Origin of the sequence: Amycolatopsis sp. VS8301801F10 (genome assembly GCF_046195355.1) — a bacterium.
Lineage (GTDB): Bacteria > Actinomycetota > Actinomycetes > Mycobacteriales > Pseudonocardiaceae > Amycolatopsis.
Window position 1 is genome coordinate 1,945,939 of sequence record NZ_CP176065.1, and the last position, 24,139, is coordinate 1,970,077.

22 protein-coding genes are annotated in these 24,139 nt (G+C 69.2%); 11 read left to right on the forward strand and 11 right to left on the reverse strand.

Annotation, left to right across the window (positions count from 1 at the left end):
- Positions 1-107: 107 nt before the first annotated feature.
- Positions 108-686 carry a GNAT family N-acetyltransferase gene (locus F9C11_RS09435; protein WP_409184490.1) on the reverse strand — a complete coding sequence of 193 codons (579 nt, stop codon included), beginning with the start codon at positions 684-686 and terminating at the stop codon, positions 108-110.
- Between the two features lie 113 nt (positions 687-799).
- On the opposite strand from F9C11_RS09435, the gene F9C11_RS09440 reads away from it, so the two are divergent.
- The 5 genes from F9C11_RS09440 (at position 800) to F9C11_RS09460 (ending at position 6,100) form a co-directional block, all read left to right on the forward strand.
- Positions 800-1,297, forward strand: coding sequence for a phosphoribosyltransferase (locus F9C11_RS09440; protein ID WP_009084412.1), 498 nt, complete (start codon positions 800-802; stop codon positions 1,295-1,297).
- Positions 1,298-1,379: 82 nt separating this feature from the next.
- Positions 1,380-2,102, forward strand: coding sequence for an oxidoreductase (locus tag F9C11_RS09445; RefSeq protein ID WP_409184491.1), 723 nt, complete (start codon positions 1,380-1,382; stop codon positions 2,100-2,102).
- An 89-nt stretch (positions 2,103-2,191) separates the two neighbouring features.
- Positions 2,192-2,941 (forward strand): 3-hydroxybutyrate dehydrogenase, encoded by a 750-nt coding sequence (locus F9C11_RS09450; protein WP_409184492.1) that lies wholly within the window; start codon positions 2,192-2,194, stop codon positions 2,939-2,941.
- A gap of 34 nt (positions 2,942-2,975) precedes the next feature.
- The gene (locus tag F9C11_RS09455; RefSeq protein WP_409184493.1) at positions 2,976-4,283 is read left to right on the forward strand and encodes an MFS transporter; all 1,308 of its coding nucleotides are present in this window, start codon (positions 2,976-2,978) and stop codon (positions 4,281-4,283) included.
- Positions 4,280-6,100 (forward strand): helix-turn-helix domain-containing protein, encoded by a 1,821-nt coding sequence (locus F9C11_RS09460; RefSeq protein WP_409184494.1) that lies wholly within the window; start codon positions 4,280-4,282, stop codon positions 6,098-6,100. The genes F9C11_RS09455 and F9C11_RS09460 overlap by 4 nt, the downstream gene beginning before the upstream one ends.
- On the opposite strand, the gene F9C11_RS09465 is transcribed toward F9C11_RS09460, so the two are convergent.
- The gene (locus tag F9C11_RS09465) at positions 6,085-6,654 is read right to left on the reverse strand and encodes a TetR/AcrR family transcriptional regulator (protein WP_409184495.1); all 570 of its coding nucleotides are present in this window, start codon (positions 6,652-6,654) and stop codon (positions 6,085-6,087) included. The two genes, F9C11_RS09460 and F9C11_RS09465, sit on opposite strands and share 16 nt — an antisense overlap.
- An 88-nt stretch (positions 6,655-6,742) precedes the next feature.
- Here F9C11_RS09465 and F9C11_RS09470 point away from each other — a divergent pair, with 88 nt between their 5' ends.
- Positions 6,743-7,618: an aldo/keto reductase gene (locus F9C11_RS09470; RefSeq protein ID WP_409184496.1), complete on the forward strand. Its 876-nt coding sequence runs from the start codon at positions 6,743-6,745 to the stop codon at positions 7,616-7,618.
- 2 nt (positions 7,619-7,620) lie between these two features.
- On the opposite strand, the gene F9C11_RS09475 is transcribed toward F9C11_RS09470, so the two are convergent.
- The gene (locus tag F9C11_RS09475) at positions 7,621-8,499 is read right to left on the reverse strand and encodes a sigma-70 family RNA polymerase sigma factor (RefSeq protein WP_409184497.1); all 879 of its coding nucleotides are present in this window, start codon (positions 8,497-8,499) and stop codon (positions 7,621-7,623) included.
- A 71-nt stretch (positions 8,500-8,570) separates the two neighbouring features.
- On the opposite strand from F9C11_RS09475, the gene F9C11_RS09480 reads away from it, so the two are divergent.
- A complete protein-coding gene (locus tag F9C11_RS09480) occupies positions 8,571-9,023 on the forward strand; it encodes a carboxymuconolactone decarboxylase family protein (protein WP_409184498.1) in 453 nt (150 codons plus the stop codon).
- 64 nt (positions 9,024-9,087) lie between these two features.
- Here the strand turns inward: F9C11_RS09480 and F9C11_RS09485 are convergent, their stop codons facing one another.
- The 8 genes from F9C11_RS09485 to F9C11_RS09520 all read right to left on the reverse strand — a co-directional run bounded on the left by F9C11_RS09485 (position 9,088) and on the right by F9C11_RS09520 (position 19,338).
- The gene (locus tag F9C11_RS09485; RefSeq protein ID WP_409184499.1) at positions 9,088-9,666 is read right to left on the reverse strand and encodes a hypothetical protein; all 579 of its coding nucleotides are present in this window, start codon (positions 9,664-9,666) and stop codon (positions 9,088-9,090) included.
- Positions 9,667-9,682: 16 nt separating this feature from the next.
- Complete coding sequence (locus tag F9C11_RS09490; protein WP_409184500.1) at positions 9,683-10,759, reverse strand: HoxN/HupN/NixA family nickel/cobalt transporter; 1,077 nt, start codon at positions 10,757-10,759, stop codon at positions 9,683-9,685.
- 91 nt (positions 10,760-10,850) lie between these two features.
- The gene (locus F9C11_RS09495) at positions 10,851-11,780 is read right to left on the reverse strand and encodes an N-acetylmuramic acid 6-phosphate etherase (protein WP_409186858.1); all 930 of its coding nucleotides are present in this window, start codon (positions 11,778-11,780) and stop codon (positions 10,851-10,853) included.
- Between the two features lie 16 nt (positions 11,781-11,796).
- Positions 11,797-12,798: a MurR/RpiR family transcriptional regulator gene (locus F9C11_RS09500; RefSeq protein ID WP_009084392.1), complete on the reverse strand. Its 1,002-nt coding sequence runs from the start codon at positions 12,796-12,798 to the stop codon at positions 11,797-11,799.
- 211 nt (positions 12,799-13,009) lie between these two features.
- Positions 13,010-14,764, reverse strand: a complete 1,755-nt coding sequence (locus F9C11_RS09505; RefSeq protein ID WP_409184501.1) for a serine hydrolase — start codon at positions 14,762-14,764, stop codon at positions 13,010-13,012.
- A gap of 11 nt (positions 14,765-14,775) precedes the next feature.
- Positions 14,776-16,047 (reverse strand): exo-beta-N-acetylmuramidase NamZ domain-containing protein, encoded by a 1,272-nt coding sequence (locus F9C11_RS09510; protein WP_409184502.1) that lies wholly within the window; start codon positions 16,045-16,047, stop codon positions 14,776-14,778.
- Positions 16,044-17,843 (reverse strand): glycoside hydrolase family 3 protein, encoded by a 1,800-nt coding sequence (locus tag F9C11_RS09515; RefSeq protein ID WP_409186859.1) that lies wholly within the window; start codon positions 17,841-17,843, stop codon positions 16,044-16,046. The genes F9C11_RS09510 and F9C11_RS09515 overlap by 4 nt, the downstream gene beginning before the upstream one ends.
- A gap of 673 nt (positions 17,844-18,516) precedes the next feature.
- Positions 18,517-19,338: an HAD family hydrolase gene (locus tag F9C11_RS09520; RefSeq protein WP_409184503.1), complete on the reverse strand. Its 822-nt coding sequence runs from the start codon at positions 19,336-19,338 to the stop codon at positions 18,517-18,519.
- A 691-nt stretch (positions 19,339-20,029) separates the two neighbouring features.
- Between F9C11_RS09520 and ssd the strand changes: the two genes are divergently transcribed.
- The 4 genes from ssd to F9C11_RS09540 all read left to right on the forward strand — a co-directional run bounded on the left by ssd (position 20,030) and on the right by F9C11_RS09540 (position 24,113).
- Complete coding sequence (ssd, locus tag F9C11_RS09525; protein WP_409184504.1) at positions 20,030-21,088, forward strand: septum site-determining protein Ssd; 1,059 nt, start codon at positions 20,030-20,032, stop codon at positions 21,086-21,088.
- Positions 21,088-22,230 carry a TadA family conjugal transfer-associated ATPase gene (locus tag F9C11_RS09530; protein WP_409184505.1) on the forward strand — a complete coding sequence of 381 codons (1,143 nt, stop codon included), beginning with the start codon at positions 21,088-21,090 and terminating at the stop codon, positions 22,228-22,230. The genes ssd and F9C11_RS09530 overlap by 1 nt, the downstream gene beginning before the upstream one ends.
- Positions 22,231-22,665: 435 nt before the next feature.
- Complete coding sequence (locus F9C11_RS09535) at positions 22,666-23,421, forward strand: type II secretion system F family protein (RefSeq protein WP_409184506.1); 756 nt, start codon at positions 22,666-22,668, stop codon at positions 23,419-23,421.
- A gap of 281 nt (positions 23,422-23,702) precedes the next feature.
- Positions 23,703-24,113 (forward strand): type II secretion system F family protein, encoded by a 411-nt coding sequence (locus tag F9C11_RS09540; protein WP_409184507.1) that lies wholly within the window; start codon positions 23,703-23,705, stop codon positions 24,111-24,113.
- Positions 24,114-24,139: the final 26 nt, after the last annotated feature.

Here is a 24,139-nt window from a genome sequence, read left to right on the forward strand (position 1 = left end):
TCCTGTAGTGCGAACCCGCGGCTCAGGGAACGCTAGCGACGTTAGTCCGCCTACGACAAGGTTGCAGCCACGTTGCGCGCACAGCTCCAAGCGCCGTGCGGCGAGGCTCAGCCGAGGCGGGCGAGCAGCCGGGCACGGGCGCCCGGCCACTCGGCGTCCGTCATCGAGTAGAGCACCGTGTCCCGGGTCGTGCCGTCCGGACGGATCCGGTGCGCGCGGAGCACTCCTTCGCGCAGTGCGCCGAGCCGTTCGATGGCGCGTTGCGAGCGGAGGTTGCGGTTGTCGGTTTCCCACGCGACGCGCTGGGCTCCCCAGTCTTCGAAGGCGTTGCGCAGCAGGAGGAATTTGGCCTCGGTGTTGAGCGCGGTGCGCTGGTATTCCGCACCGATCCAGGTGTGCCCGATCGAGAGGATCCGGTGCTTCGCTACTACCTGGTAATAAGAGGTGGTCCCGGCGACGCGGCCGGACGCGAGGTCGATCTGCGCCCACGGGCGGCGGTCCGGGTCGGCGAGCGCGTCCTTGACCATCGTCTCGGCTTCGCCGAGGTCGGCGGGCTGGCGGACGCTCAGCCAGGCCCAGATGCCCGGGTCGGCTCCGGCCTCGAGAAGGCCGGGGGCGTGCTCGGGCGCCAGCGGTTCGAGCCGTACGTGGCGGCCGGTCAGGACGGGGTGCTCGCTCCAGGTCACGGCCTCACGCTACGACGGCAAGTGGCTGCGTAGAAGTACCATTTACCGGTCATTTCAGCAGTCCACTATCCGGCCGCTTATGCTCGGCGGACCACCCGAGAAAGAGAGCGCGCATGGCCGAGGAACGAGAAAACCTCACCTGGGAGTTGTTCGGTTCGGCGAGCCGGGAGCTGGCGCGGGAGGTGGCCGCGGACGGGTTCGTCCCCGACCTCATCCTCTCCATCGCGCGCGGCGGGCTGTTCGTCGCCGGCGCGCTCGGGTACGCGCTCGACGTGAAGAACCTGCACGTGATGAACGTCGAGTTCTACACCGGGGTCGACCAGCGGCTGGACCTTCCGGTCATGCTGCCGCCGGTGCCCAACGTGGTGGATCTCACACACAAGAAGGTGCTGGTCGCCGACGACGTCGCGGACACCGGGGCGACGCTCAAACTGGTCCGCGACTTCTGCGCCGACCACGTCGCGGACGTGCGGTGCGCGGTGGTTTACGAGAAGCCCGCTTCGACGGTGAAGTGCGAGTACGTGTGGAAGCGGACCGACCGGTGGATCAACTTCCCGTGGTCGGTGCTGCCTCCGGTGGTCGAGCGCGCGGGGCAGGTGCTCGACGCATGAGCGCCGCTTGCGAGCGAATCACCGATGTTCACGGCGGTGCCTTCTCGGCCGCGAGCGGGCAACTCGTCATGGAGGCGACGGCATGAGTGATCCGCTGAAGCCGTTGCTGGAGCTGGACGGCGTCGCCGCGGCGGCGAAAGCCGCGCAGGACGCGGTGTTCGCCGTGCACCGGCTGCCCGCGAATCTGCGGGGCGGTGCGGAAACCGCGGCCGAGGCTTCGGTCCGGGCGGCTCGGGCTTCGGCGGGGATCGACGGGGCCAATCCCGAGCTGCCGGAAGACGGTTCGGTGACGGATCCGTTGCTGGCCGGTGCGTTGCGGGTCGCGGAGAAGCTGGAGTCGTTGCTGCCGACGTGGCGGCGGGCGCCGTTGCAGGCCTTGGCGCGGCTGCATTTGCTTGCCGCGTCGGACGTCGTGTCCGATCCGGATCAGCTCGGCCGTCCGCAGCGCGGCGGCGAGCGGCTGGAGTTGCTGGCGCAGCTCGTCACCGGTGCCACTTCGGTGCCCGGGCCGGTGCTGACCGCGGTGGTGCACGGCGAGCTGCTCGCGTTGTCGCCCTTCGGTTCGGCGGACGGCGTGGTGGCCCGGGCGGCGGCTCGGCTGTCGATGGTCGCCACGGGGCTTGATCCGAAGGCGTTGACGGTGCCGGAGGTCGCGTATTTCCGGCGCGTTCCGCGGTATGTCGAGCTGGCGCAGGGGTTCGCCAGCGGTACGCCGGACGGGGTGCGCGAGTGGTTGCTCTTCTGCTGCGAGGCTTTCGAAACCGGGGCGAACGAGGCGCGGAGCATCTCGTCGGCCGCTGGCTGAGCTGTGTGGTCTGACCACATCACCGGACGGCGTTCTGTGGTGGATTGAGCCATGGTCGCCCAGGTCGGAGCGACTTACTGTTTCCGGCCATGACCACTGACAGTTCCCTCGCCGGCCGCACCGCCTTGGTGACCGGCGGCGGCAGCGGCATCGGGCTGGCGTGCGTGCGGGCGTTCGGCGCGGCCGGGGCGAAGGTGCACGTCGTGGACGTCGCCGGGGCGGAGGCGGCGGCCGCGGAGGTCGGCGGGCAGGCGCACGTCGTGGACCTGACCGACCCGGTGGCGCTGGCGACGCTCCCCGCGGACGTCGACGTGCTCGTCAACAACGCGGGCGTGCAGCACGTCGCTCCGTTGCCGGAGTTCCCGCCGGAGCGGTTCGCGTTCATCCAGTCGTTGATGGTGACCGCGCCGTTTTTGCTGATCCGCCAGTGCCTTCCGGCGATGTACGCGCGCGGCTGGGGACGGATCGTGAACATGTCGAGCGTGCATGGCGTGCGGGCGAGTCCGTACAAAGCCGCTTACGTCACGGCGAAACACGCGCTCGAGGGACTGTCCAAAGTGGCCGCTCTCGAAGGCGCGGAGCACGGTGTCACCAGCAATTGCGTGAACCCCGGCTACGTCCGCACGCCGCTCGTCACCGGGCAGCTCGAAGCGCAGGCGGCTGAACACGGGGTGCGGCAAGAAGAAGTGCTCGAAGAGGTTTTGCTGCGCCGGGCCGCGATCAAGCGGCTGATCGAACCCTCCGACGTCGCCGCTCTCGTGCTGTGGCTGTGCGGCGACTCCGCCGGGCACGTCACCGGCGCGTCGCTTCCCGTCGACGGCGGCTGGACCGCCGGCTGAATTCCCCTTTCCCCACAACGGAGTGGAGTCCACTATGGACAAAAAGCTGCTGCGCGTCGTCGGAGCCGGGCTGATCGGAACCACCATCGAGTGGTACGACTTCTTCCTCTACACCTCGGCCGCCGCGCTGGTCTTCAACAAGCTGTTCTTCCCGACCGCCGACCCGCTCACCGGAACCTTGCTGGCGTTGCTCACCTACGCGGTCGGCTTCCTCGCCCGGCCGATCGGCGGGCTCGTGTTCGGGCACTTCGGCGACCGGATCGGCCGCAAGAAACTGCTGGTCGTGAGCCTGCTGATGATGGGCGGCTCGACGTTCGCGATGGGCTTGCTGCCCACCTACAGCGCGGTCGGCGTGCTCGCGCCGATCCTGCTGACGCTGCTGCGGCTGATCCAGGGCTTCGCGCTCGGCGGCGAGTGGGGCGGCGCGGTGCTGCTGGTGTCCGAACACGGCGACGACCGGCGGCGCGGGTTCTGGGCGTCCTGGCCGCAGACCGGCGTTCCGGCCGGAAACCTGCTGGCCACCGCGGTGCTCGCGATCCTGGCGTCGGCGCAGTCGGACGCGACGTTCCAGGCGTGGGGCTGGCGGATCCCGTTCCTGCTGTCCGGTGTGCTGGTCGTGCTCGGCCTGTGGATCCGGCTGGCGGTTTCGGAATCGCCGGTGTTCATCGCGGCGAAGGCGGCCGCGGACGAGCGTGAGCAAGCACCGATTGTCGACGTCTTCCGCGGCCATTTCCGCGCGCTGGCGGTGACCTTCGGTGCGCGTATCGCGGAAAACGTGTCCTACTACGTGATTACCGCGTTCATTCTCGTGTACGTGACCACCGGGCTCGGCCTCCCGAAGGCGACTGGCCTGACCGCGGTCCTCGTCGCGTCGGCGGTGCATTTCGTGACGATTCCCTTGTGGGGCTTGCTGTCTGACAAGATCGGCCGGAAGCCGGTGTACCTGTTCGGCGTTGTCGGAATGGCCGCGTGGTCGTTCGGCTTCTTCTGGCTGCTCGATCTGCGCACGACCGGTTCCGTGATTGGCGCGGCGGTGATCGGGCTGGTCGTGCACGGTGCGATGTACGGGCCGCAGGCGGCGTTCTTCGCGGAACAATTCCCCACGCGGGTGCGCTACACCGGGCTTTCGGTAGGCGGCCAGCTGTCCTCCATCGCGGCCGGAGCGGTCGCGCCGTTGATCGCGGTGGCGCTGTTCGAGGCCTACCGCTCCACCGTGCCGGTTTCGCTCTACGTGGTCGCGATGTGCCTGTTGTCGCTGGTCGCGCTGCTTGCCGCACGGGAGACGCGCGGCGCGTCGTTGCACGAGACGACGGCCGAACGGCAGGCTTCAATGACAGCATGACGGGTGTGGACCCCACCGCCGAGGCGTATCGCCGGCTGCTCGAACTGCTCGCCGCCGGAGCGAGCAGTGAGCAGCTGGCGCACGTCGCTGCCCGGGGGTTGTCCGCGGAGCAGGCGGCCGCGATCGGTTCGGCGACCGAGCTGGCGTTGCGGATCCGCGAGACGCTCAGCGAGCACCGGCGGCGGGAAGCCGAGCTGACCGCGTTGTTCGACACCGCGAGCGACCTCGCCCGGCTGCGCGACCCGGACGCGGTGCTGCGGTCGATCGTCCGGCGCGCGCGGACGTTGCTCGGCGTGGACGTCTCGTACCTCAGCCTCAACGACGAGGCGAACGGCGAGACCTACATCCGGGTCACCGACGGATCGGTTTCCGCGCTGTTCCAACAGATTGTGCTGGGGATGGGCGAAGGGCTCGGCGGGCTGGTCGCGCAGACCGCACGGCCATACGCGACCGCGGACTACTTCAAGGACGAGCGGTTCCGGCACACGAAGCCGATCGACGCGGGCGTCCGCGAGGAGGGGCTGAAGGCGATCCTTGGCGTGCCGCTGGCGATCGGCGGCAAAGTGCTGGGCGTGCTGTACGCGTCCGACCGTTCGTCGCGGGCGTTCTCGACGGCGGAGGTCGCGCTGTTGTCGTCGCTGGCCGCGCACGCCGCGATCGCGCTGGACACCGCGCATCTGCTGGAAGAAACGCGGTCGGCGGCTGCGGAGCTGAACGCGGCCAACGCGACGATGCGCCGGGCCGACGAAGCACACGACCGGCTGATGGACCTCGTGCTCGGCGGCGCGGATTTGCCCGCGGTGGCGGCGGAAGTGGCCGGAGTGCTGCGCGGCTCGATCGCCGTGCACGACGAGGAAGGCGGGCTGCTGGCCGGTACTTCGGTGCCGTTCGACGCGGCTGCGGTGGCTTCGTCGCATGCCAACGGCCGGGCAGTGTCCACAAAGGACGTCTGGGTGTGTGCGGTGCGGGCGGGCCGCGAACTGCTCGGCAGCCTCACCCTTTCTGGACGGCCGGAGCTGGCCGGGGACGACCGTCGGCTGTTCGAGCGCGCTGCGGTTGTCACGGCATTGTTGTTGCTGCTGCGTCGTTCGGTAGCGCAAGCTGAGGATCAGGTACGCGGCGAGTTGCTGACCGATCTGCTCACCGCACCGACCCGCAACCCGGGTGCGTTGGTCTCCCGCGCACGCCGCTTGGGTGTCGATTTGTCGGCACCACACGTCGTTTTGGTCGCGCACGCGTCCGGCATCTCGCGCCGCGGGCTCGCCGCCGCCTGTGCGCGGTACGGCGATTTGGTCGGTGTCCACGCGGAGCAAGTCGTCGCGCTTGCGCCGGATCAGCCTGTGGCAGCACGGATCGCGGCCGAACTTAAGTCCGTTGTGGACTGTCCGGTGACCGTCGGCGCGGCTGGTCCGGCGAGCGGGCCGGAAGCGTTGGCGCAGGCGTACACCGAAGCTGTTCGCTGCGTGAACACTCTGCTGGCTCTCGGCCGCGAAGGCGACGGCGCGGCGATGTCCGACCTCGGGTTCCTCGGCGTGCTGCTCGGTCGCCATTCCGACCTGTCCGGGTACGTCCGCGCAACGCTCGGCCCGGTCCTCGATTACGACGCCCGGCGCGGCACTGACCTCATCGGCACGCTGCGCGCGTACTACGCCGCGGGCGGGAATTTGGCGCGGGCAAAGGAAACCCTGCACGTCCACGTCAACACGGTCGCGCAGCGGATGGAACGCCTCGCCGTGCTGCTCGGCGAGGATTGGCGCGAACCCGAACGCTCGCTGGAGATCCAGCTCGCGTTGCGCGTGCATCAGCTCGGCGGTTGACGGACTCCGGCCACGATCAGGTCGAGCATCCGGCCCAGTTGCTCCCGGCCGTCCGGCAGCGCTGGGATGCTGCACGCACCGACCACCGTCACCACCACGTCCTGCGCGCGTACGTCTGCCCGAAGCGTGCCGTCCGCCACGCCCGCGTCCATGATCAGCTGGACGGCCTCGGTCAGCTCCGCGCGGACCTGCGTCATGTCGACGGTGCCCGCCTCGATGATCGCACGCAGCGTGTCGGCCATGTCGTACTTCGTGCTCGCGTACTCGGCGAAGCGGTCCATCCACCGACGCAGCGCGCGAAGCGGCTTCTCAGTCTCAAGCAGCTTCGGCGCACTCGCGACCACCTGTGCCAACTCATCGCGGTACAGCGCCTCGACTAGCGCTTCGCGAGTAGGGAAGTGCCGGTAGAGCGTGCCGATGCCGACACCTGCTTCGCGTGCGACGCGCTCCAACGTGACGGGCTCGTCGCCTTCGCCGAACGCTTTGCGGGCAGCAGCGAGCAGGCGCAGACGGTTGCGTTCAGCGTCCGCGCGCGGTTTCTTGACGCTCGACAAAGCGGAGGAACCTCCGGTTCTGCTACGGTGGAAATACGGAGGCGCCTCCGCATCAACTTCCACTATGCCACGGCAGGAGTCTTTCCTCATGACGGCAACCACTGCTCCAGGCGGCACCGCGAAGCTCGCCGGCCACGAGGTCGCGCGGATCGGCTACGGCGTGATGCAGCTCGGCCGCCCCGGCACCGACCGCGCTGACCAGGTGAAACTGCTCCGCGAAGCGGCGGGGGCGGGCGTGAACCACCTGGACACCGCCCAGTTCTACAGCGACGGCCGCTGCAACGACCTGATCCGCGAAGCGTTTTCGCCCTACCCGGACGACCTGGTCGTGGTGACCAAGGTCGGGGCTGAGGAAGGACCGCAGGGTCTCCGGCTCGCGCAACAGCCAGCGCAGCTCCGCGCGCAAGTCGAGGCCAACCTCGCCGCGCTCGGCGTCGAGCGGCTCGACGTGGTCAACCTGCGCCGCGCGGACGCCGGACCCGGCCTGATCGCGGAAGGCGACCAGCTCGTCGACATCGACGACCAGCTCGCCGAACTGATTTCCCTGCGCGACGCGGGAAAGATCGGCGCGCTCGGGCTCAGCAACGTGTCCGCGGACCAGCTCCGGCACGCGCTCGGCGTCGGAATCGTCTGTGTCCAGAACTCCTACAACGTGCTCGCCCGCGCCACCGAACCCGTGCTGGAGCTGTGCCGGGAACACGGGATCGCGTGGGTGCCGTACTTCCCGCTGGGCTCCGCGTTCGAGCTGGGCCAGGACGTGACCGGCAACCCGGTCGTGACCGGCGTAGCGGCCGAACTCGGCCGCACTCCGGCGCAGGTCGCGCTGGCCTGGCTGCTGCAGCGCTACGAGGGCACGCTGCTGATCGCGGGCACGGCGACGCGAGCGCATCTCGCCGAGAACCTCGCCGCCGGCCAGGTGCGGCTGCCCGCCGAAGCGGTAGCCGCCCTGGACCGGCTCGGCTGAGTTCAGAAGTTCAGCGCGGCGAGCCGCTCGGCGTCGGAGAGGATGTTGATCTCCGTGATCAGCCCGTCGGCGATGGTGAACGACAGCACCGAAACCGCCTTGCCGTCGCGCCGGGCGATGAAGCCGGGGCCGCCGTTGACGGTCGCGTACTGCGACACCAGGCCGACCGACCGGAATCGCGACGCGTTGCCCGCGACCTCGGCCGCGCCGCGCACGACCTTCGAGCCGGGCCCGCCGGTGTCGACGCGCAGCAGCGCGTCCGGGTGCAGCAGCGCGACCAGCCCCTCGAAGTTGCCGCCGCGAGCGGCGGTGAGCCAGGCGTCCGCGATCTTGCGCTGCTGGGTTCGATCCGCCGGGCCGGCCGGGGTCACGCCCTGCACGCGGCGGCGCGCCCGGCTCGCCAGCTGCCGTACCGCGGCGGTGTTCTTGTCGAGCATCGTCGCGATCTCGTCGAACGGCACCGCGAACATGTCGTGCAGGACGAAGGCGAGCCGTTCCGCCGGGTCGAGCGCCTCCAGCACCACGAGCAGCGCGAGGCCCACCGAGTCCGCGAGGACCTCCTGCTCCGCCGGGTCGACGCCGTCCCCGGTCTCCACGACCGGGTCCGGCACCCGGATGTCCAAGGGGTCCTCGCGGCGGGTCGCGCGCGAGCGGAGCATGTTGAGGCATTGGCGCGACACGATCGTCGTCAGCCAGCTGCCGGTGTTGCGAATGTCCTCTCCCGAGGACCGCGTCACCCGCAGCCAGGTCTCCTGGATCGCGTCGTCGGCCTCGGCGAACGACCCGAGCATCCGGTACGCCACCGCCCGCAACCTGGGCCGATGCTCCTCGAACTGCGCCGCCCAGAAATTCTCGTCCTGTTTTTCGTCCCGCACTGTCACATCTTCTCCTTGGGCCGGGTCCTACTGACGAGACCCGCCGAACGAGGCGGACGTGACAGGAGGAGATCACCATGCAGGCTCGGATGACCCACCCGATCAAGGTGCACCCGGACGCGATGAAGGCGCTGATGGCGCTGGGCAAGGCCACGAACGACAGCACCGTGCCCGCGACCACGCACCACCTGATCCACCTGCGGGTCAGCCAGATCAACGGCTGCAGCGTGTGCGTCGACATGCACGCCCGCGAGATGAAGGAGGCCGGCGAGAAGGACGAGCGGATCTGGGCCGTCGGCGCGTGGCGCGAATCGACGTACTTCACCGACGCCGAGCGCGCCGCGCTGGACCTGGCCGAACACGTGACCCGGCTGGCCGACCAGACCGACCCGGTCCCGGACGCGGTCTGGGACGCCGCCGCGGACATCTACGACGAGAAGGAGCTTTCGTCGCTGCTGCTGTCCATCGCCGGGATCAACGTGTGGAACCGGCTCAACGCCGCGATCCGCCAGCCGGTCGGCTCGTTCTGAGCCTGGGGTACTGGGGGTACTGCCGGGGCGGCGGCGAGGGGATCCGTCGCCGCTTCCGGCAGCTTCACACGCTGGCGGGCAGCCGCTCCCGGATCGCCGTGACGGCCTCCCGCGGCTCATCGGCCCAGAAGTCGAGCTGCGTGATTTCGACGGTGCCCTTGCGGCCGAGATCGACGAGTCGCGGTGCACGGAGGACGACCGACAGGTTGGTCGACTGGCTGATTCCCACTGCCAGCACCCCGTCTTCGGGCAAGCTGACGCCGCCTCGCGTCCGCAGTGACCGGCTCGCCTGCCGGACGGAATCGATGCTGGCCAACGGGATCCGGCAGTCGAAGACGGACAGGTACCGCACCCGCAGCTCGCCCTTGCCGACGGAATGCGGGTACTTGTAGAGCGTCGCGACGAGGGCCAGGAAGGCGAGCGCGCAGAGGATTTCCAGCACCAGCACCGAGATGCGCACCGGCACCGACTTCACCACGACCTCGACCAGCACGATGTCGACCGGGTTGACCACCAGCAAGGCCCAGAACATCGGACGGATGCCGCGGCTGTAGTGGATCGCGGCACCGTCGGGCGGCACGTCGATCCGGCGGCGGACCACGAACGCCAACGCCCGCGCCAGTACCAGCACTTGCCTCTTCACCGTGCCCCCTCCCGCGTCAGTCGGCGGTGCCCAGCCGCGCGGCCCACTTCTCTTCTATTCTCCCGAATTTCCAGATCGCGAACGCGGCCAACCAGGTGACGATGAACAGTCCGACGATCGCGAAGCCCACGTAGTCGAGGTCCACCGAGGCGATCGCGGCGAGCGGGCCGGACCTGATGCCGAGCTTCTCGGCGAGCAGCGTCACCAGTTCGATGGTCCCGATGCCGAGCGCGACCGCCACGGAAAGCGCGGTGACGGTGAGGTTGTAATAAATCTTCCGGATCGGCCGGGAAAACGCCCAGCCGTACGCGTAGTTCATCAGCACGCCGTCCGCGGCGTCGAACAGGCTCATCCCGGCGGCGAACAGGATCGGCAGCACGAGGATCGCGTACCAGGGAAGGGAAAACGCGGCCGCACCCGCGGCGAGCACGAGCAGGCCGATTTCCGTCGCGGTGTCGAAGCCGAGTCCGAAAAGGACACCCACCGGATAGATGTGCCACGGCTTCCGCACCGCTTTGGTGGCTCCGCGCAGCAGCCGGTTCATCAGGCCGCGGTTGTCGAGATGCCGTTCCAGCTCGGCCTCGTCCAGGTCGCCGCGGCGCATCCGGACGAACACGCGCGCGATCCCGACGAGCACGACCAGGTTCATGATCGCGATCAGGTACAGGAAAATCCCGGACACCGACGTGCCGATCAGCCCGGTCGTTTCGTGCAGTGCGGAACCGTCGTCCTCCAGCTGCCCGGCGATCGCGCGGACTCCCATGGACAGCAGCAGGCACAGCGCGAAGACGATCGTCGAATGCCCGAGGGAGAACCAGAAGCCGACCGAGAGCGGACGCTGGCCGTCGGACATCAGCTTGCGCGTGGTGTTGTCGATGGCGGCGATGTGGTCGGCGTCGAAGGCGTGCCGCATGCCGAGGGTGAACGCGGTGACACCGAGTCCGACGCCGAACGTGCCGCCCGCACCGAGCGCGTAGTGCCGCGGCGCGACGACCAGCACGAGCAAACCCCAGCCGACGAGGTTGAGCAGCAGGATCACGGCCGCCATGCCGCCGATCGACCACCGGTCGCCGCGGGTGAGTCGCTGCGTCATCGCCGTCCTCTCGCTCGCCGGAAAGCCGGGAAGGGCTCGGTGAAGGAATCAGATTCCCTCACCGAGCCCTTCCCGGACAATCCAGTAAGCGTCAGCCGGCGCGCAGGTGCAGCGAGTCGAGCGCCTTGCGCACGTGCCCGCCCGCCGCGGACAACGCCTCGGCGGAGCGGGTGACGTCGCTGCCGGACAGCAGGTGCACGAGCGCCACCTTGAGGTCGCCGCCGGCTTCGGTGAGCGCGTCCGAGCAGTCGGCCATCGTCATGCCGGTGGCTTCCTGCAGGATCCGGATGGTGCGGCCGCGCAGCTTCGCGTTCGTCGCGCGCATGCTCACCATCAGGTTCGAGTACGTCTTGCCCAGCTTGATCATCGTCGCGCTGGAGAACGCGGTGAGGATCAGCTTCTGCGCCGTGCCCGCCTTCATCCGGGTGGAGCCCGCGATGGCCTCGGGACCGGTGGCGACGGCGATCAGGACGTCCACGCCTGCCGGTCGCGCGGCGCGCGGGTTCGCCGAAACGAGCCCGGTGTGCGCGCCGATCCGGCTGGCCTCGGCGAGCGCGCCGAGCACGTACGGCGTGCGCCCGGAGGCGGCGAGACCGAGCACGAAGTCGCCCGGCCGCACCGAGAGCGCGATTTCCTCCGCACCGGCGTCCGCGTCGTCCTCGGCGTTCTCCACCGCCTGCCGCAGCGCCTTCTCCCCGCCCGCGTGGTGGGCGATGAACCAGTCGCCGGGCACGTTGAACGTCGGCACCAGCTCGGCCGCGTCCAGCGTCGCGAGGCGGCCCGAGGTGCCCGCGCCGACGTAGTGCACGCGCCCCCCGCCGCGCAGCGCCTCGACGGCGTAGTCGACCGCGCGGGCCAGCTGCGGCAGCACCGCGGCCACCGCGTCCGGCACCCGGCGGTCCTCGGCGTTGATCGCGCCGAGGATCCCCATGGTGGACATCAGGTCGATGTCCACCGTGCGCGGGTTGCGTTGTTCGGTGGGCGAATCGACGTGCACCGTCTGGCAGGGGACGGACATCAGATCCTCGCTTCTTGGTTCACTTGCCGGTTTCCCGCGGACGACGACGACCGTCGGGTCTGACCCCGAGCCGGTGCGAGCCGACCGCGTCCCTCGTGGCGTCCAGAGCGCTGACCGACGCCTCCATGTGCCGCTGCGCGACGCCGATGAAGAGGCAGTCGATCACGGTCAGCTGGGCGATCCGGCTCGCCGTCGCCCCGGACCGGAAGGTGGTTTCGCGGGCCGCCGTGGTCAGCACGTGGTCGGCGACCTCGGTGATCGGCGAACGCGGGAAGTTCGTGACCGCGACGGTCACCGCGCCGTGCTCGCGCGCGACCCGCAGCGCTTCGACGGTGTCCGTGGTCGCGCCGGTGTGCGAGACGCCGATCGCGACGTCGCCCGGCTTCAGCACGGCGGCCGAGGTCAGCATGATGTGCGTGTCCGACCAGGAGAAGCTGACGCGGCCGATCCGGTGCAGCTTCTGCTGCAGGTCAGCGGCGACGAAAGCGCTTGCGCCCACGCCGTACACGTCGACCCGGCCGGCTTCGGCGACGAGGTCGATCACGCTCTGCAGCTGGGCGACGTCGAGCTGGTCCGCGGTCTCTTCGACGGCGCGCGCGTCGGCGAAGCTGACCTTGCCGATGACGGACGCCAAGTCGTCGCCGGGGCCGATCTCGCCGCCGAGGTTGCGCGACGTCCGCGCCTCGGTGCGAGCGGTGTCCGCCGCGAGCGCGATGCGCAGCTGCGGGTAACCGCCGACGCCGACGGCCTTGCAGAAGCGCGTGACGGTGGTCTCGGAGGTGTTCGCGGCGAGCGCCACCTCGGTGATGCTGCGGCGCGCGACCGCGGCGGGGTCTTCCAGGACAACCTTCGCGACCCGCTGCTCGGCCCGGGCGAGTCCGGGCAGCAGCGAGCGAATGCGGACCAGGGGGCTCGCATCCGCGTCGCGCGCCGTCGCCTGACCTGCGAGGTGCTCGGAGGGTGCGCTGCTGATTACGGATCCCGCATCATCCGCCGTCGGAAAGTTACTAACCGTTGGCATTTGCGACAAGGCTACCCACATCCTTCGGCAGAACCACAACCCGTCCGTGTCTGCGGACTTCGGTTTGCGATTAATCGTTGTCAAGAAAGTCGCCAACCGAGTCCACGGTGTTAACGACCTCAAGCTAACGACTTGGCAACTAAGTGTGTCTAGCGAAGGAGTCTTGTTCCACTGAGTGGGGACGCAATCGTGGCAATGTGCGCCAGGGTGCCTACCGAGCGCTTAATTCCCACCCCGAAGAGGCCAGTTCCGAGGGGTTTCGCTCACCATCGAGAACGACGCGGCCGCGTTGGGTGACTTTCACACTATCGAGGGAAACTCCCCGTCCGGTGTAATTCGGATCGGTGCGGTAACGCCACCGGAGCGAGGTAGCCGCGGCCGCGGGCACTTCTGCCGACACCCGCCACCAGGAGCGGTGCCCGTGTCCGCCCAGCGTGAGCGTCTCGTCGCCGGGTGCGCCCGGGCCACGGGCCTGAAGCGGAACAGGTTGCCAATTAACCCCGTCGGTGCTCGATTCGAGCTGCAACGGGTCGCTCGGACCCTCGGTGTCGACGAAAGCGGCGAAGGATACGCGCAGTGGCGCACCGGCTGGAAGCGGTTGTGTGCTGAGCGTAGCGACGTCGTTGTTTCCGAGGCTCGCGTACCAGGCGTCGGGGCCTTCGACCGGCCGCACGGCCATCGCCTTCGCCAGCGAAGTCGCCCAGACCTGACGGGCGAGGTTGATGGAGCCCCAGGTGCGCGTGGGGTGCACGCGGTTGGTGAGCAGCAGCGCGAACGACCGCGACTCGGGGTCGATGACCAGCGTGGTCCCGGTGAAGCCGGTGTGGCCCGCGCTGATCGGCGACGCCAGCGCGCCCATGTACCAGGGCTGGTCCAGCTCGAAGCCGAGCCCGTGCTCGTCGCCGGGGAAGCGCTGGTTGTAGTTCGTCAGCATCTTCTTGACGGTGTCCGGCCGCAGGATCCGGTGCCCGCGGTAGCTGCCGCCGTTGAGGATGGTCTGGGCGAGCACGGCCAGGTCGCTGGCGGTGGAGAACACTCCGGCGTGCCCGGCGACGCCGCCGAGCGACCAGGCGTTCTCGTCGTGCACTCCTCCGCGCACGAGGCCGCGTGGCGGAGTGGTCTCGTACTCGGTCGCGGCGACCCGGGCGAGCTTCGAGTCGGGCGGGTTGTAGCCGGTGTCGACCATGCCGAGCGGCGCGGCGATGCGGTCGTGCACCACCTGGTCCAGCGGCTTGCCGGACAGCTTCTCGATCAGGAAGCCGAGGGTGAGCATGTTGAGGTCGGAGTACAGGTACGTGCTGCCCGGCGCGTTCTTGAGCGGGCTGTCGAGCACTGCCTTGCGCCGCGACGGGATGTCCGGATAGCCCTGCCAGAGCGACGGGGACGGGTCGGCGTCGAAACCGGAGGTGTGCGTGAGCAGCTGCAGCACGGTGACGTCCTGCTTGCCGTTGACGCCGAACTCCGGCAGGTAGCGCACGACCGGCGCGTTGACGTCCAGCTTGCCCTGCTCGGTCAGCTGCAGCGCGGCGATCGAGGTGAAGAGCTTCGAGATCGACGCCAGGTCGAAGATGGTGTCGTTGCGCATCGGGACCTGCTGGTCCGGCGGCAGTTCGGTGCCCTTGGCGTCGGCGTACCGGAGCGCGCCGCCGACGGCGTACCGGTCCACGACCACGCCGTCGTGCGCGAGCAGGCCGACCGCGCCGGAGAAGTGCGGATGCCCGCTGGCGTCCGGCTGCGTCCAGCTCTTCAGGAACTGCTCGGCGTCGCGGATCGGCTGCGGGTCGAGGTTGACCTCGCGCGGGCTGCCGTCCCGCAGCGTCGTGCTCGCCGGAGCGAACCCGTGCTGCGGACGGTCGAAGCGCCCGGCGAAGCCGCCGTGTCGGTTGTCGATCGTCGCTGCTCCCGCGGTCGTGGTGGCCGCGACTAGGACGGCCAACGTCGCGACGAGCACTTTCCTAGCACGCATGACCGCTCTCCTCAGCGATAGATCAGGTGGGGACGGCGTCTGCGGGCGAAATCGGCGAGTTCGGCGCGCCACGCGCCGGTGATCTCGTCGACCCCGGCCCCGGCGTCGACCATGGTGCGCAGCCGTGCGGATCCGGACAGCTTGTCGATCATGTGGTCCGGCCGCCAGGCGAATTTGTCCGGCGCGACACGCTTGGCCGTCACGAACATCGAGACGGTGGTGCTGATGGCGTCGAAGGCCCGCGGATCGGTGACGGTGACCTGTACGCCGCCGCAAGGCTCGTTCACGAACTTGCCGAAGGTGGGCACGAAGTAGATCTCGCGGAACGCTGCGCCCGGCAGGTGGAGCTTCTCGAGTTCTTCGCGCCAACGCCAGTCGAGGCCGGGCGCGCCGATGATCTCGAATGGCCGGGTGGTGCCGCGTCCTTCGGAGAACACCGTGCCTTCGAACATGCCTGTGCCTGGGTACACGAGCGCTGTGTCCGGCGTCGGCATGTTCGGGCTCGGCAGGACCCAACGGAGACCGGTGTCGGCGAAGAAGCTGTCGCGTCGCCAACCGCGTACTTGGACGACTTCGAGCTTCGCCAGCTGCGCGCCTTCGCCGGGCAGGAACTCGGCGGCGAAGAAGCGTGCTAGCTCGCCGACGGTCATGCCGTGCTGCTGTGCGATCGGCTTCAGCCCGACGCCGGACGAGAACTTCGGGTCGAGCACTGGACCGGACAGTCGTCCGCCGATGGGGTTTGGCCGGTCTAGAACGACGAAGGCCGCGTTGACCTTCGCCGCGGCGACCATCGCCGTGTACAGCGACCAGATGTAGGTGTAGAAGCGCGCGCCGACGTCCGCGATGTCGAAGACGACAGTGTCCAAACCGGCCTTCTGGAACAGCGAAGCGAGCTTCGTCGCGTTGGCGCCGTACGCGTCGTACACCGGGATGCCGGTGCGCGGGTCGGTGTAATCGCCTTCGGAGCCACCGGCTTGCGCGCTGCCGCGAAAGCCGTGCTCGGGCCCGAAGGCCGCGACGGGACGTACGCCCGCCGCGACCATCGAGTCGACAATGTGGTCGCCGTTGGCGAGCACGCCCGTCGGGTTGGACAGCACGCCGAGCTTGCGTCCAGCGAGCGGACGCCAGCCCTGCGAGGCGAGTTGCTCGGCACCGGTGAGTACCCGGCGTTGCAACTCGGGTTGTGCTGCTTCGGGTGCCGCTTGTGCTGCCGCTGAGCCACCCGTCAGTACCGGTACCGCGAGCGCTGGAACGGCCAGGAAATTCCGGCGGTTGAGAGTCACCAGGTCAGCCCGTGTCCGAAGGGGTACTTGACGGTGTGCACGTCCGCCCCGGCCGGGACGTCGACCGGCAGCTTCCCGCTGGGCTTCGTCTCGCCGAGCACGACCTTGGCCAGCGCCTCGAGGGAAGGCGTGATGTAGCCGTAGGTGGCGAGCCAGGTCGGCACCGGGTTCGCGTACCCGGCGTCGTACGGAATCTGCGCGGCGACCGCGACCACCGGCTTGCCAGTGTCCATCAACGCCTGAAGAAGCTTGCCCTGCAAGGGGAAACCGCCCAGGTTGTTGGTCAGCACCACGACGACGTCGTTCTGCTTCGCGGCGGCCGCGGCCTCAGCGATCTGCGCGTCGGTCGGCGTCTGCCCGGTCGCCAGCGCGGTCGCCTTCGTGCCGTGCGCGGCGAAGCGGTCGGCAAGCGCTTGCGTCGTGGTCACGCCCCAGCCGGTGACCAGCACGTTCGACGGCTTCTGCTTGAGCGGCAGCACCCCGGCGTCGTTGGCGATCGCGGTGATCGACCGGTCGGCGATGCCTTGCGCGGTGGCCAGGTGGTCCGGCGTGCCGACCTTCTTCATCACCTGCGCCGGATTGGTGAACGGCGAGGTCAGGATTCCGCGCTTCAGCTTGAGCTTCAGCACCCGCAGCACGCTCTGGTCGATTCGCTGCATCGGCAGGTCGCCCGACTTCACCGCGGCGAGCACGGAGTTGATCGCGACGTCCAGGTGCACCGGCATGAGCAACTGGTCCACGCCCGCCTTCAGGGCGAGGACCGGGATTTCGGCGTCGCTGTGCAGCTCCCGCACGCCCTGCATCTCGAGCGAGTCGGTGATCACGACGCCGTTGTAGCCGAGTTCGCCGCGCAGCTTGCCGGTGATGATCGGCTTCGACAGCGTCGCCGGCTCGCCGGACGGGTCGAGGCTGGGGAACTGGATGTGCGCGCTCATGATCGAGTCGATGCCGGCCGCGATCGCGGCCTTGAACGGCGGCACGTCGATCGCCCGCCACTGTTCTTCGGTGCGGTTGATCTTCGGCAACCCGGTGTGGCTGTCGGTGGCCGCGTCGCCGTGGCCGGGGAAGTGCTTCGCGGTGGACGAGACGGTCTGGCTCGCCGGACCGGAGTCCTGATAGCCCTTGACCTCCGCGGTCACGAAGCTGCTGGCCAGGTCGGGTCGCCCGGAGAACGACCGGACGCCGATCACCGGGTTGGCCGGGTTGGAGTTGACGTCCGCGTCCGGCGCGTAGTCCTGGTTGATGCCGACCGCGCGCAGCTCGTGGCCAAGGATCGTGGCGGCCTTGGTCGCGCTGCCGGCGTCCCGGCCGGCGGCGATGGCCATCGAGTTGGGGAATTCGGTGGCCGGCGCGCCCATCCGCGTGACCGTGCCGCCCTCCTGGTCGGTGCCGATCTGCAACGGGATGTGCGCGCCGCTGGAGATCGCCGCGCGCTGCAGGCCGTTGGACAGCTTCGCGACCTGCACCGGGTCGTCGAAGTTGTCGCGGCTGGTGTTGTTGAAGTAGATGACGCCGCCGAGGTGGTACTTCTGCACGGCCTGCGCGGCGGTGTCGACCCCGAAATCGGTGTGGTTCTTCGGGTTCACCTCGTCCGCGGACTTGCCGTTCACCCACGTGACGAACAGCTGCCCCACTTTTTCTTCCAGGCTCATGCCGCGCAGCGCCCGCGCGGCCGCGGCGTCGAGCTGCGCGGCCGCCTGCCGGGGCGTCTGCTGCGGTTTCGGCGCCGCGAACGCCGAGGAACTCAACCCCCCGACGGCGAGCACCCCCGCGAGGGGAACGGCGAACACCTGCATCCTCCGCGTGCGCGCGAGTCGGTTCGTCACGAATTGCCTCCCAGTGTCGCGTGCCGCCGCGGGTGCGGACGCGAGTTGTGAAGCGTCCACCGGGCAGCACCGGTATCGGGAAGCTACTCACCGCGACACGGGGTTGTCCATCGGCCGTGCGCAGGAACGAGAGGGTTCACCTGGGAGGACCGCGGACTCGGAGTTGTTCGAGCGAGGCTCGGCGCGCGGTGCCTGTGCTGCTGGCCGGACAGACGAGGCTCGGCGCGCGGTGCCTATGCCGCTGCCCGGACATAACACTGGCGGCGCCCGTCAGCCAGGGGCCAACGGGTGCCGCCAGTCAGCGCGGACATCTCGGGCGACCAAGCGTGCAACTCTGGTCGTACCTTCATGGACTCGGCGTCCGGCGTCCCGGTACGCAGTCCCTAGACGACGAGCCTCCCGCGGCGTGCTGCGCGTGGGTACCCGGAGTCCGCGCACGGAGGTTGCCCGGGGTGACAGAGGCTTCTCTTCTACCTCTGTCCTGGCCGAATCAACGTCCGCACCTACTTTCTACGCCGTGAGCGCGGTCACTTCAAGTGCGCGTACGGGTGCACCGGTACAGAGGCTCGATCCGGTGACAACACCACCCACAGCAACGGACCTAGCTGCGGAAACCGGAGTTTTGGTACCGCCACGCGGGTGCTCAGGTGTCGGCGCCCCGGGACCGGCGGCGCCGGCTGAGGCTGTACCAGGTCGCGCCCGCCGCCACGGCCCCCACGCCGAGCGCGACCATGCCCGCGGACTTCGCCGGGATGCGGGTGCGCAGCGACATCGGCCGCTCGAACGCGAGGACCGGCCAGCCGCGTTCCTCCGCGGTGCGGCGCAGCAGCTTGTCCGGGTTCACCGCGTGCGGGTGACCCACCACCTCCAGCAGGGGGATGTCGGTGCTGGAGTCGGTGTAGGCGAAGCAGTCGGCGAGGTCGTAGCCGTGCGTGGCGGCTTGCTGCTTCGCGGCGACGGCTTTGTTGTCGCCGTAGCAATAGAAATCGACCTCGCCGGAGTAGCGGCCGTCGACGATCTCCATGCGGGTGGCCACGCAGCGGGTCGCGCCGAGCATCTCCGCGACGGGAGCGGCGACCTCCTCGCCGGTCGCGGAAAGCACGATCACGTCGTGTCCGTCGGCGAGATGCTGTGCGATCAGGTCGGTCGCTTCCACGTAGACGAGCGGATCGACTACGTCGTGCAAGGTTTCGCGCACGATCGCCGAAACCTGCGCCACATCCCATCCCGCGCACAACGCGGAAACCTCGGCGCGCATCCGCTCGGTCTTGTCCGCGTCCGCGCCGGCTAGCGAGAAAACCAGTTGCGCGTAAGCACTTCGCAGCGCCGCGCGGCGGTTGATCAGTCCTTCGCGCAGCAACGGCTTGCTGAACGCGAGCGCGCTGGACGACGCGATGATCGTCTTGTCGAGGTCGAAGAAGGCGGCTACGCGCCGGGGTGCTTCTTCGCTGCGGGGTTCGGCCACGTGATCAGGATAGGCGTACCGCGGGGTGTTGTTGGCAGCACACCGCTCGCGGCGGCGGCCGGAAAATCGATGACATCGGCTCGCTCGCGGCCTCGGGTGCCGTTATCGAATCGTATGTGTCACTCACACAGCCAACTCATAGCTAACGGAGTTACAGTGAACGGACCCGGTCGTGAACCGGGCCGGTTCAGTCCGACCCCCCGGGGCTGAACCCCTGGCGGCCCTCGTCCCTCCCCCCTGGCGAGGGCCGCCTTCTATTCTCCGGTGTTTCCGCATCGGCGAACAATTTTCAGGTCTGCCGGGAAACCGTTGTACAGTCGGGGTTTTCGCCCCTGACCTGGGCGGTTCGGTTGTTCTCGGCGCGCCTTACCGGCAAGATCAATTAACCGCGCGCTTACCTTTCCGGTGTTTTCTCCGGTTGTGAAGCCCATTGCCCGGCCCGGTGCGGCAAATTTACTTCTTTTCACTTGATTTTCCGGAGGTTCTCCGCAGCAATCGTTTTCTCGGTCGAATGCGCGGAGTCGTGCATTGTCCCGTGCGGACCGACGCGCCGGCGGTTCTGGATCGATTTCGGTCCCCGAGTTGTCCACAACCCCCGGGTTATCCACATGACGGAAAAGCGGGCATTGCCGAGGGATCCGGCGGTGGGCGACGGTGGAGGTCCGGCCCACGAGACCCAGGGGAGGGGCACATGGCCACCGCACAACCACTCGTCGTCTCCGGCGAGGGCACCGTGTTCGAAGAGATCCGCCGCGTCGCCGCGGTAGTCGGCTGCGAGTTCGACCACGCGCCAGACCTGGCCGCCGCACGCGGACGATGGACCCGGGCCCCGCTCGTGGTGCTGGACGAGGACATCGCTGACGACAGCCCGGCACTGCCAGCACGCGACAGCGTCGTGCTCGTCTGCAAAGGCGCGCCCGGGCTGGACACCTGGCGCCGCGCGGCCGCGCTCGGCGCCCGCCGGGTCTTCAGTCTGCCCGACGACGAAGCGGGATTGACCGGCGTGTTCGCCGATGTCACCGACGCGCCAGCCGAATCCCCAGGCCCAGTAATCGCTTTCGTAGGTGGCCGAGGCGGTTCCGGCACCTCGGTGCTGGCCGCCGCGGTCGCGGTCGAAGCCGCCCGCACCGGCTCGGCGTTGTTGGTCGATTGCGATCCGTTGGGCGGCGGATTGGATCTCCCGCTAGGCCTGGAACACACGAAAGGCTTGCGCTGGCCGGAAGTTCGGCTGTCCGGCCGCGTCTCTGTCCCTTCCCTGCTCGCTTCACTGCCGAGCCGCGGCAAGCTCCCGGTGCTGTCCTGCGGCCGTTCCGGTGAAGGCCCGACTCCGCGCGCCGTGTCCGCGGTGGTCTCCGCGGGCAGCCGCGCCGGACGCACCGTCGTCTGCGATCTGCCCCGGCATTTCGACGAAGCCACGGTGGCGGTCGCTTCCGTCGCCGACCTGGTCGTGCTGGTCGTTCCCGTCGAGTTCCGCGCTTGCATGGCAGCGAAACAAGTTTTGAACTGGCTCCGCCCGCACACCGAGCGGTTCGCGGTCGTCGCAAGTGGACATCGCGGTGACGGCGTTCCCGCTTCGCAAACCGCGGGCATCCTAGGCCCGCCCTTGATCGCCGAGGTCGCCCCGGAACGCCGCGTTGCCAGCACCTTGGAATCCGGCGAGTTCGACCTGCCCCCGAAGGGCGCACTGGCCACCGCCGCCCGAGCCGTACTGGCGAACCTGCGCCCCCTCACCGTCGCGGCGGCCGCGTAATGACCACCGATCTCGTAGAACGAGTCCGCCACCGCCTAGCCGGCGAAAGCCGCGGCACCGACCCGATCGCCCTGGCCGAAGCAGTCCGCGCCGAAGCCGGCGGCGCTCTGAGCCACGACGCAGTACTGGCCGCCGTCCGCCAAGCCCGAGACGAATTCGTCGGCGCGGGCCCGCTAGCCCCGTTGCTTGAGGACGACACCGTCACCGACGTCCTAGTCACCGCTCCCGATCAAGTCTGGACCGATGGCCCCGCCGGCCTCGCCCACACGACAATCCGCTTCCCTAACGAGGACGCCGTGCGCCGCCTAGCGCAACGCCTGGCCCTGGCCGCAGGCCGCCGCCTGGACGACGCACAGCCCTACGTGGACGGCTGGCTCCCCGCCCGCCAAGGCCGAATCCGGGTCCACGCCGTGCTGCCGCCCATCGCCGCCAACGGCACCTGCCTGTCCCTGCGCGTCTTGCGCCCGGTGACGCACGACCTAGCCGCGCTCCAAGCACACGGTTCCATCGACCCCACCGCCCTCACCGTCCTCCAGACCATCCTCAACCACCGCCTGGCCTTCCTGATCACCGGCGGCACCGGTGCCGGAAAGACGACACTCCTGAGCGCCTTGCTGAGCGCGGTAGCCCCCACCGAACGAATCGTCTGCGTAGAAGACGCAGGTGAACTACGCCCGACCCACCCCCAATTCGTAAGCCTCGTCGCCCGCCCAGCGAACGTGGAAGGCGCCGGCGCCGTGGAACTCCCCGAGCTGGTCCGCCAAGCCCTGCGAATGCGCCCAGACCGCTTGATCGTCGGCGAAGTCCGCGGAGCAGAAGTGTGCTCCCTGCTGAACGCCCTGAACACCGGCCACGACGGCGGCGCCTGCACCCTGCACGCGAACTCGCCCGCGGAAGCCCCCGCCCGCCTGGAAGCCCTGGCAGCCCTAGGCGGCCTGCCCCGGGACGCCCTGCACAGCCAGCTAGCCGCGGCAGTCCGCGTAATCCTCCACATGCGCCGAACCCCCACCGGCCGCCGCCTGACGGAAGTCGCAGTGCTCCAGCGCTACCACGGAGAAGTAAAAACCCACCCCGTCTGGCGCGACGGCCACTGGACCAGCCGCCGCTCCCTCTTCACCGCCCTGACCGCACCGGACCCATGACCAGCTTTCGCGATCAGGTCCCACCCTTGCCGCGTGTAGCCACCCGGCCAGCGCTTGCGCCAGAGGGTGGCCCGGAGGCTTCTCCGTCCGGACCCGTGTCTGGTTTCCCGTGCGGTCTCCCAGCATTCGCGATCAGGCCCCACCTTTGCCGCACGTAGCCATCCGGTCAGTCCTTGCGCCAGCGGGTGACCTCGGAGGCTTCTCCGTCCGGACCCGTGACTGGTTCCCGCGCAGTCTCCCAACATTCGCGATCAGACCTCACCCTTGCCGCACATATCCACCCAGCCAGCGCTTGCCCAGCGGGTGACCCCGGAGGCTTCTCCGTCCGCCCATTGCCCAACAACCCGGCGTCAGCCCAGAAAATCCGCGATTCCCCGAATGCGCAGCCTCCGCGCAAGAACCGTCCCGCTATCGCCCACCCGCCCGAGGATCGAGGTGCCCCCGTTGATCTCCGCATGGCCATTCCTCTGCGCAGGCACCGGCCTCCTGTGCTGGCCAACCACCCCCAACCGCCTTCTCCCGACCCCACGCCTCCGTCTCCCCGTCCCACCCCGCCAGGCCCTCTGGCTAGCCCCGGCCGCCATCGCCCTGCCGCTGGGCGGAATCGGAGCCGCGATAGCCACCGCCCTGCTCACCCTCGCCGTCCGTCAGGAATGGCGCAGCAGAAAGGAAACCACCGAAACCCTGACCCGCGCCGAACGCACCTCGACCGTCCTCCGCACGATGGTCTCCGAACTCCGCGCCGGCGCCCACCCGGTAGCCGCCGCCGAAGCAGCCGCCGACGCCGTCCCCGAACTAGCCGCGGAACTCCACCACCTCTCCACCGCCGCCCGCCTGGACGGCGCCCTGGAATCCACGGCGCTCCCCGCACTGGCCCAATCCTGGAACCTCGCCCGCCAGCACGGCCTCCCCGTCGCCGACGCCCTCGACGCCGCCCGCCGAGACGTCGACGCCGAAGCCGCCTTCACCCGCCGCCTCCACGCCAAAATGGCCGGACCACGCATGAGCGCAGTCGTCCTGACCGTGCTACCCGTCGGCTGTCTGGCAATGGGCCAGCTCATCGGAGCGAACCCACTAGCCGTCCTCACCGAAACCCTTATCGGACAAGCATTCCTGGTCGCAGGCGCGACCCTGCTGTGGGCAGGCACGGCCTGGTCCAGAGCCCTGACCAACCGCAGAGCTGCCCCATGATTGCCCTGAGTCTCGTCCTAGCCGCCACCGCCCTACTGCTCTGGCCAAACACGGCTTCACCCCGCCACCTAGCCCAACCCCAACGCCGTCACCGAACCCTGCGACCAGAGGTCTGGCACCCCACCGTCGCAATCGTCGTAGCCCTGTCCACCACCGTCCTCACCGGAATCCCCCTCGGACTAGCCGCCGGAGCAGGCACCTGGTGGCTGCTCCGCCGATCTCGCCAGCCGAAAACCCCAGACGATGCCTCGGAAAGACTCCGTTCCGCGTCAGTCCTGGACATGCTCGCCGCCTGCCTGCGCGCCGGAATGCCAGTCCCGACTGCCCTGGCCGCAGTAGCGCCCGGCGCACCTCCGGATACCGAAAATGCCCTGCACGCAACAGCGAACCTGCTAGCCCTGGGCGCGGACGCAGCTCCGTCTTGGGCACCGATCCGAGCCCGGCCCGGCTTCGCCGAACTGGCAGTCGCGGCCACCCGCACCGCGCGGTCCGGAGCCGCCCTCGCCTCGACCGCGGACGACTTGGCCCGCCGCATCCGCGACGGACTGGGCGTCGAGGCCGAAGAACGCGCCGAACGCGCCGGAGTCGCCCTGGCCCTGCCGGTGGGCTTGTGCTTCCTGCCCGCGTTCTTCGCCCTCGGCGTGCTGCCGGTAGTGCTCGGCCTGGCCGGGCGAATCGGCGGCCTGCTGTGAATCCGTCCACGACCGAAAGGAAAACC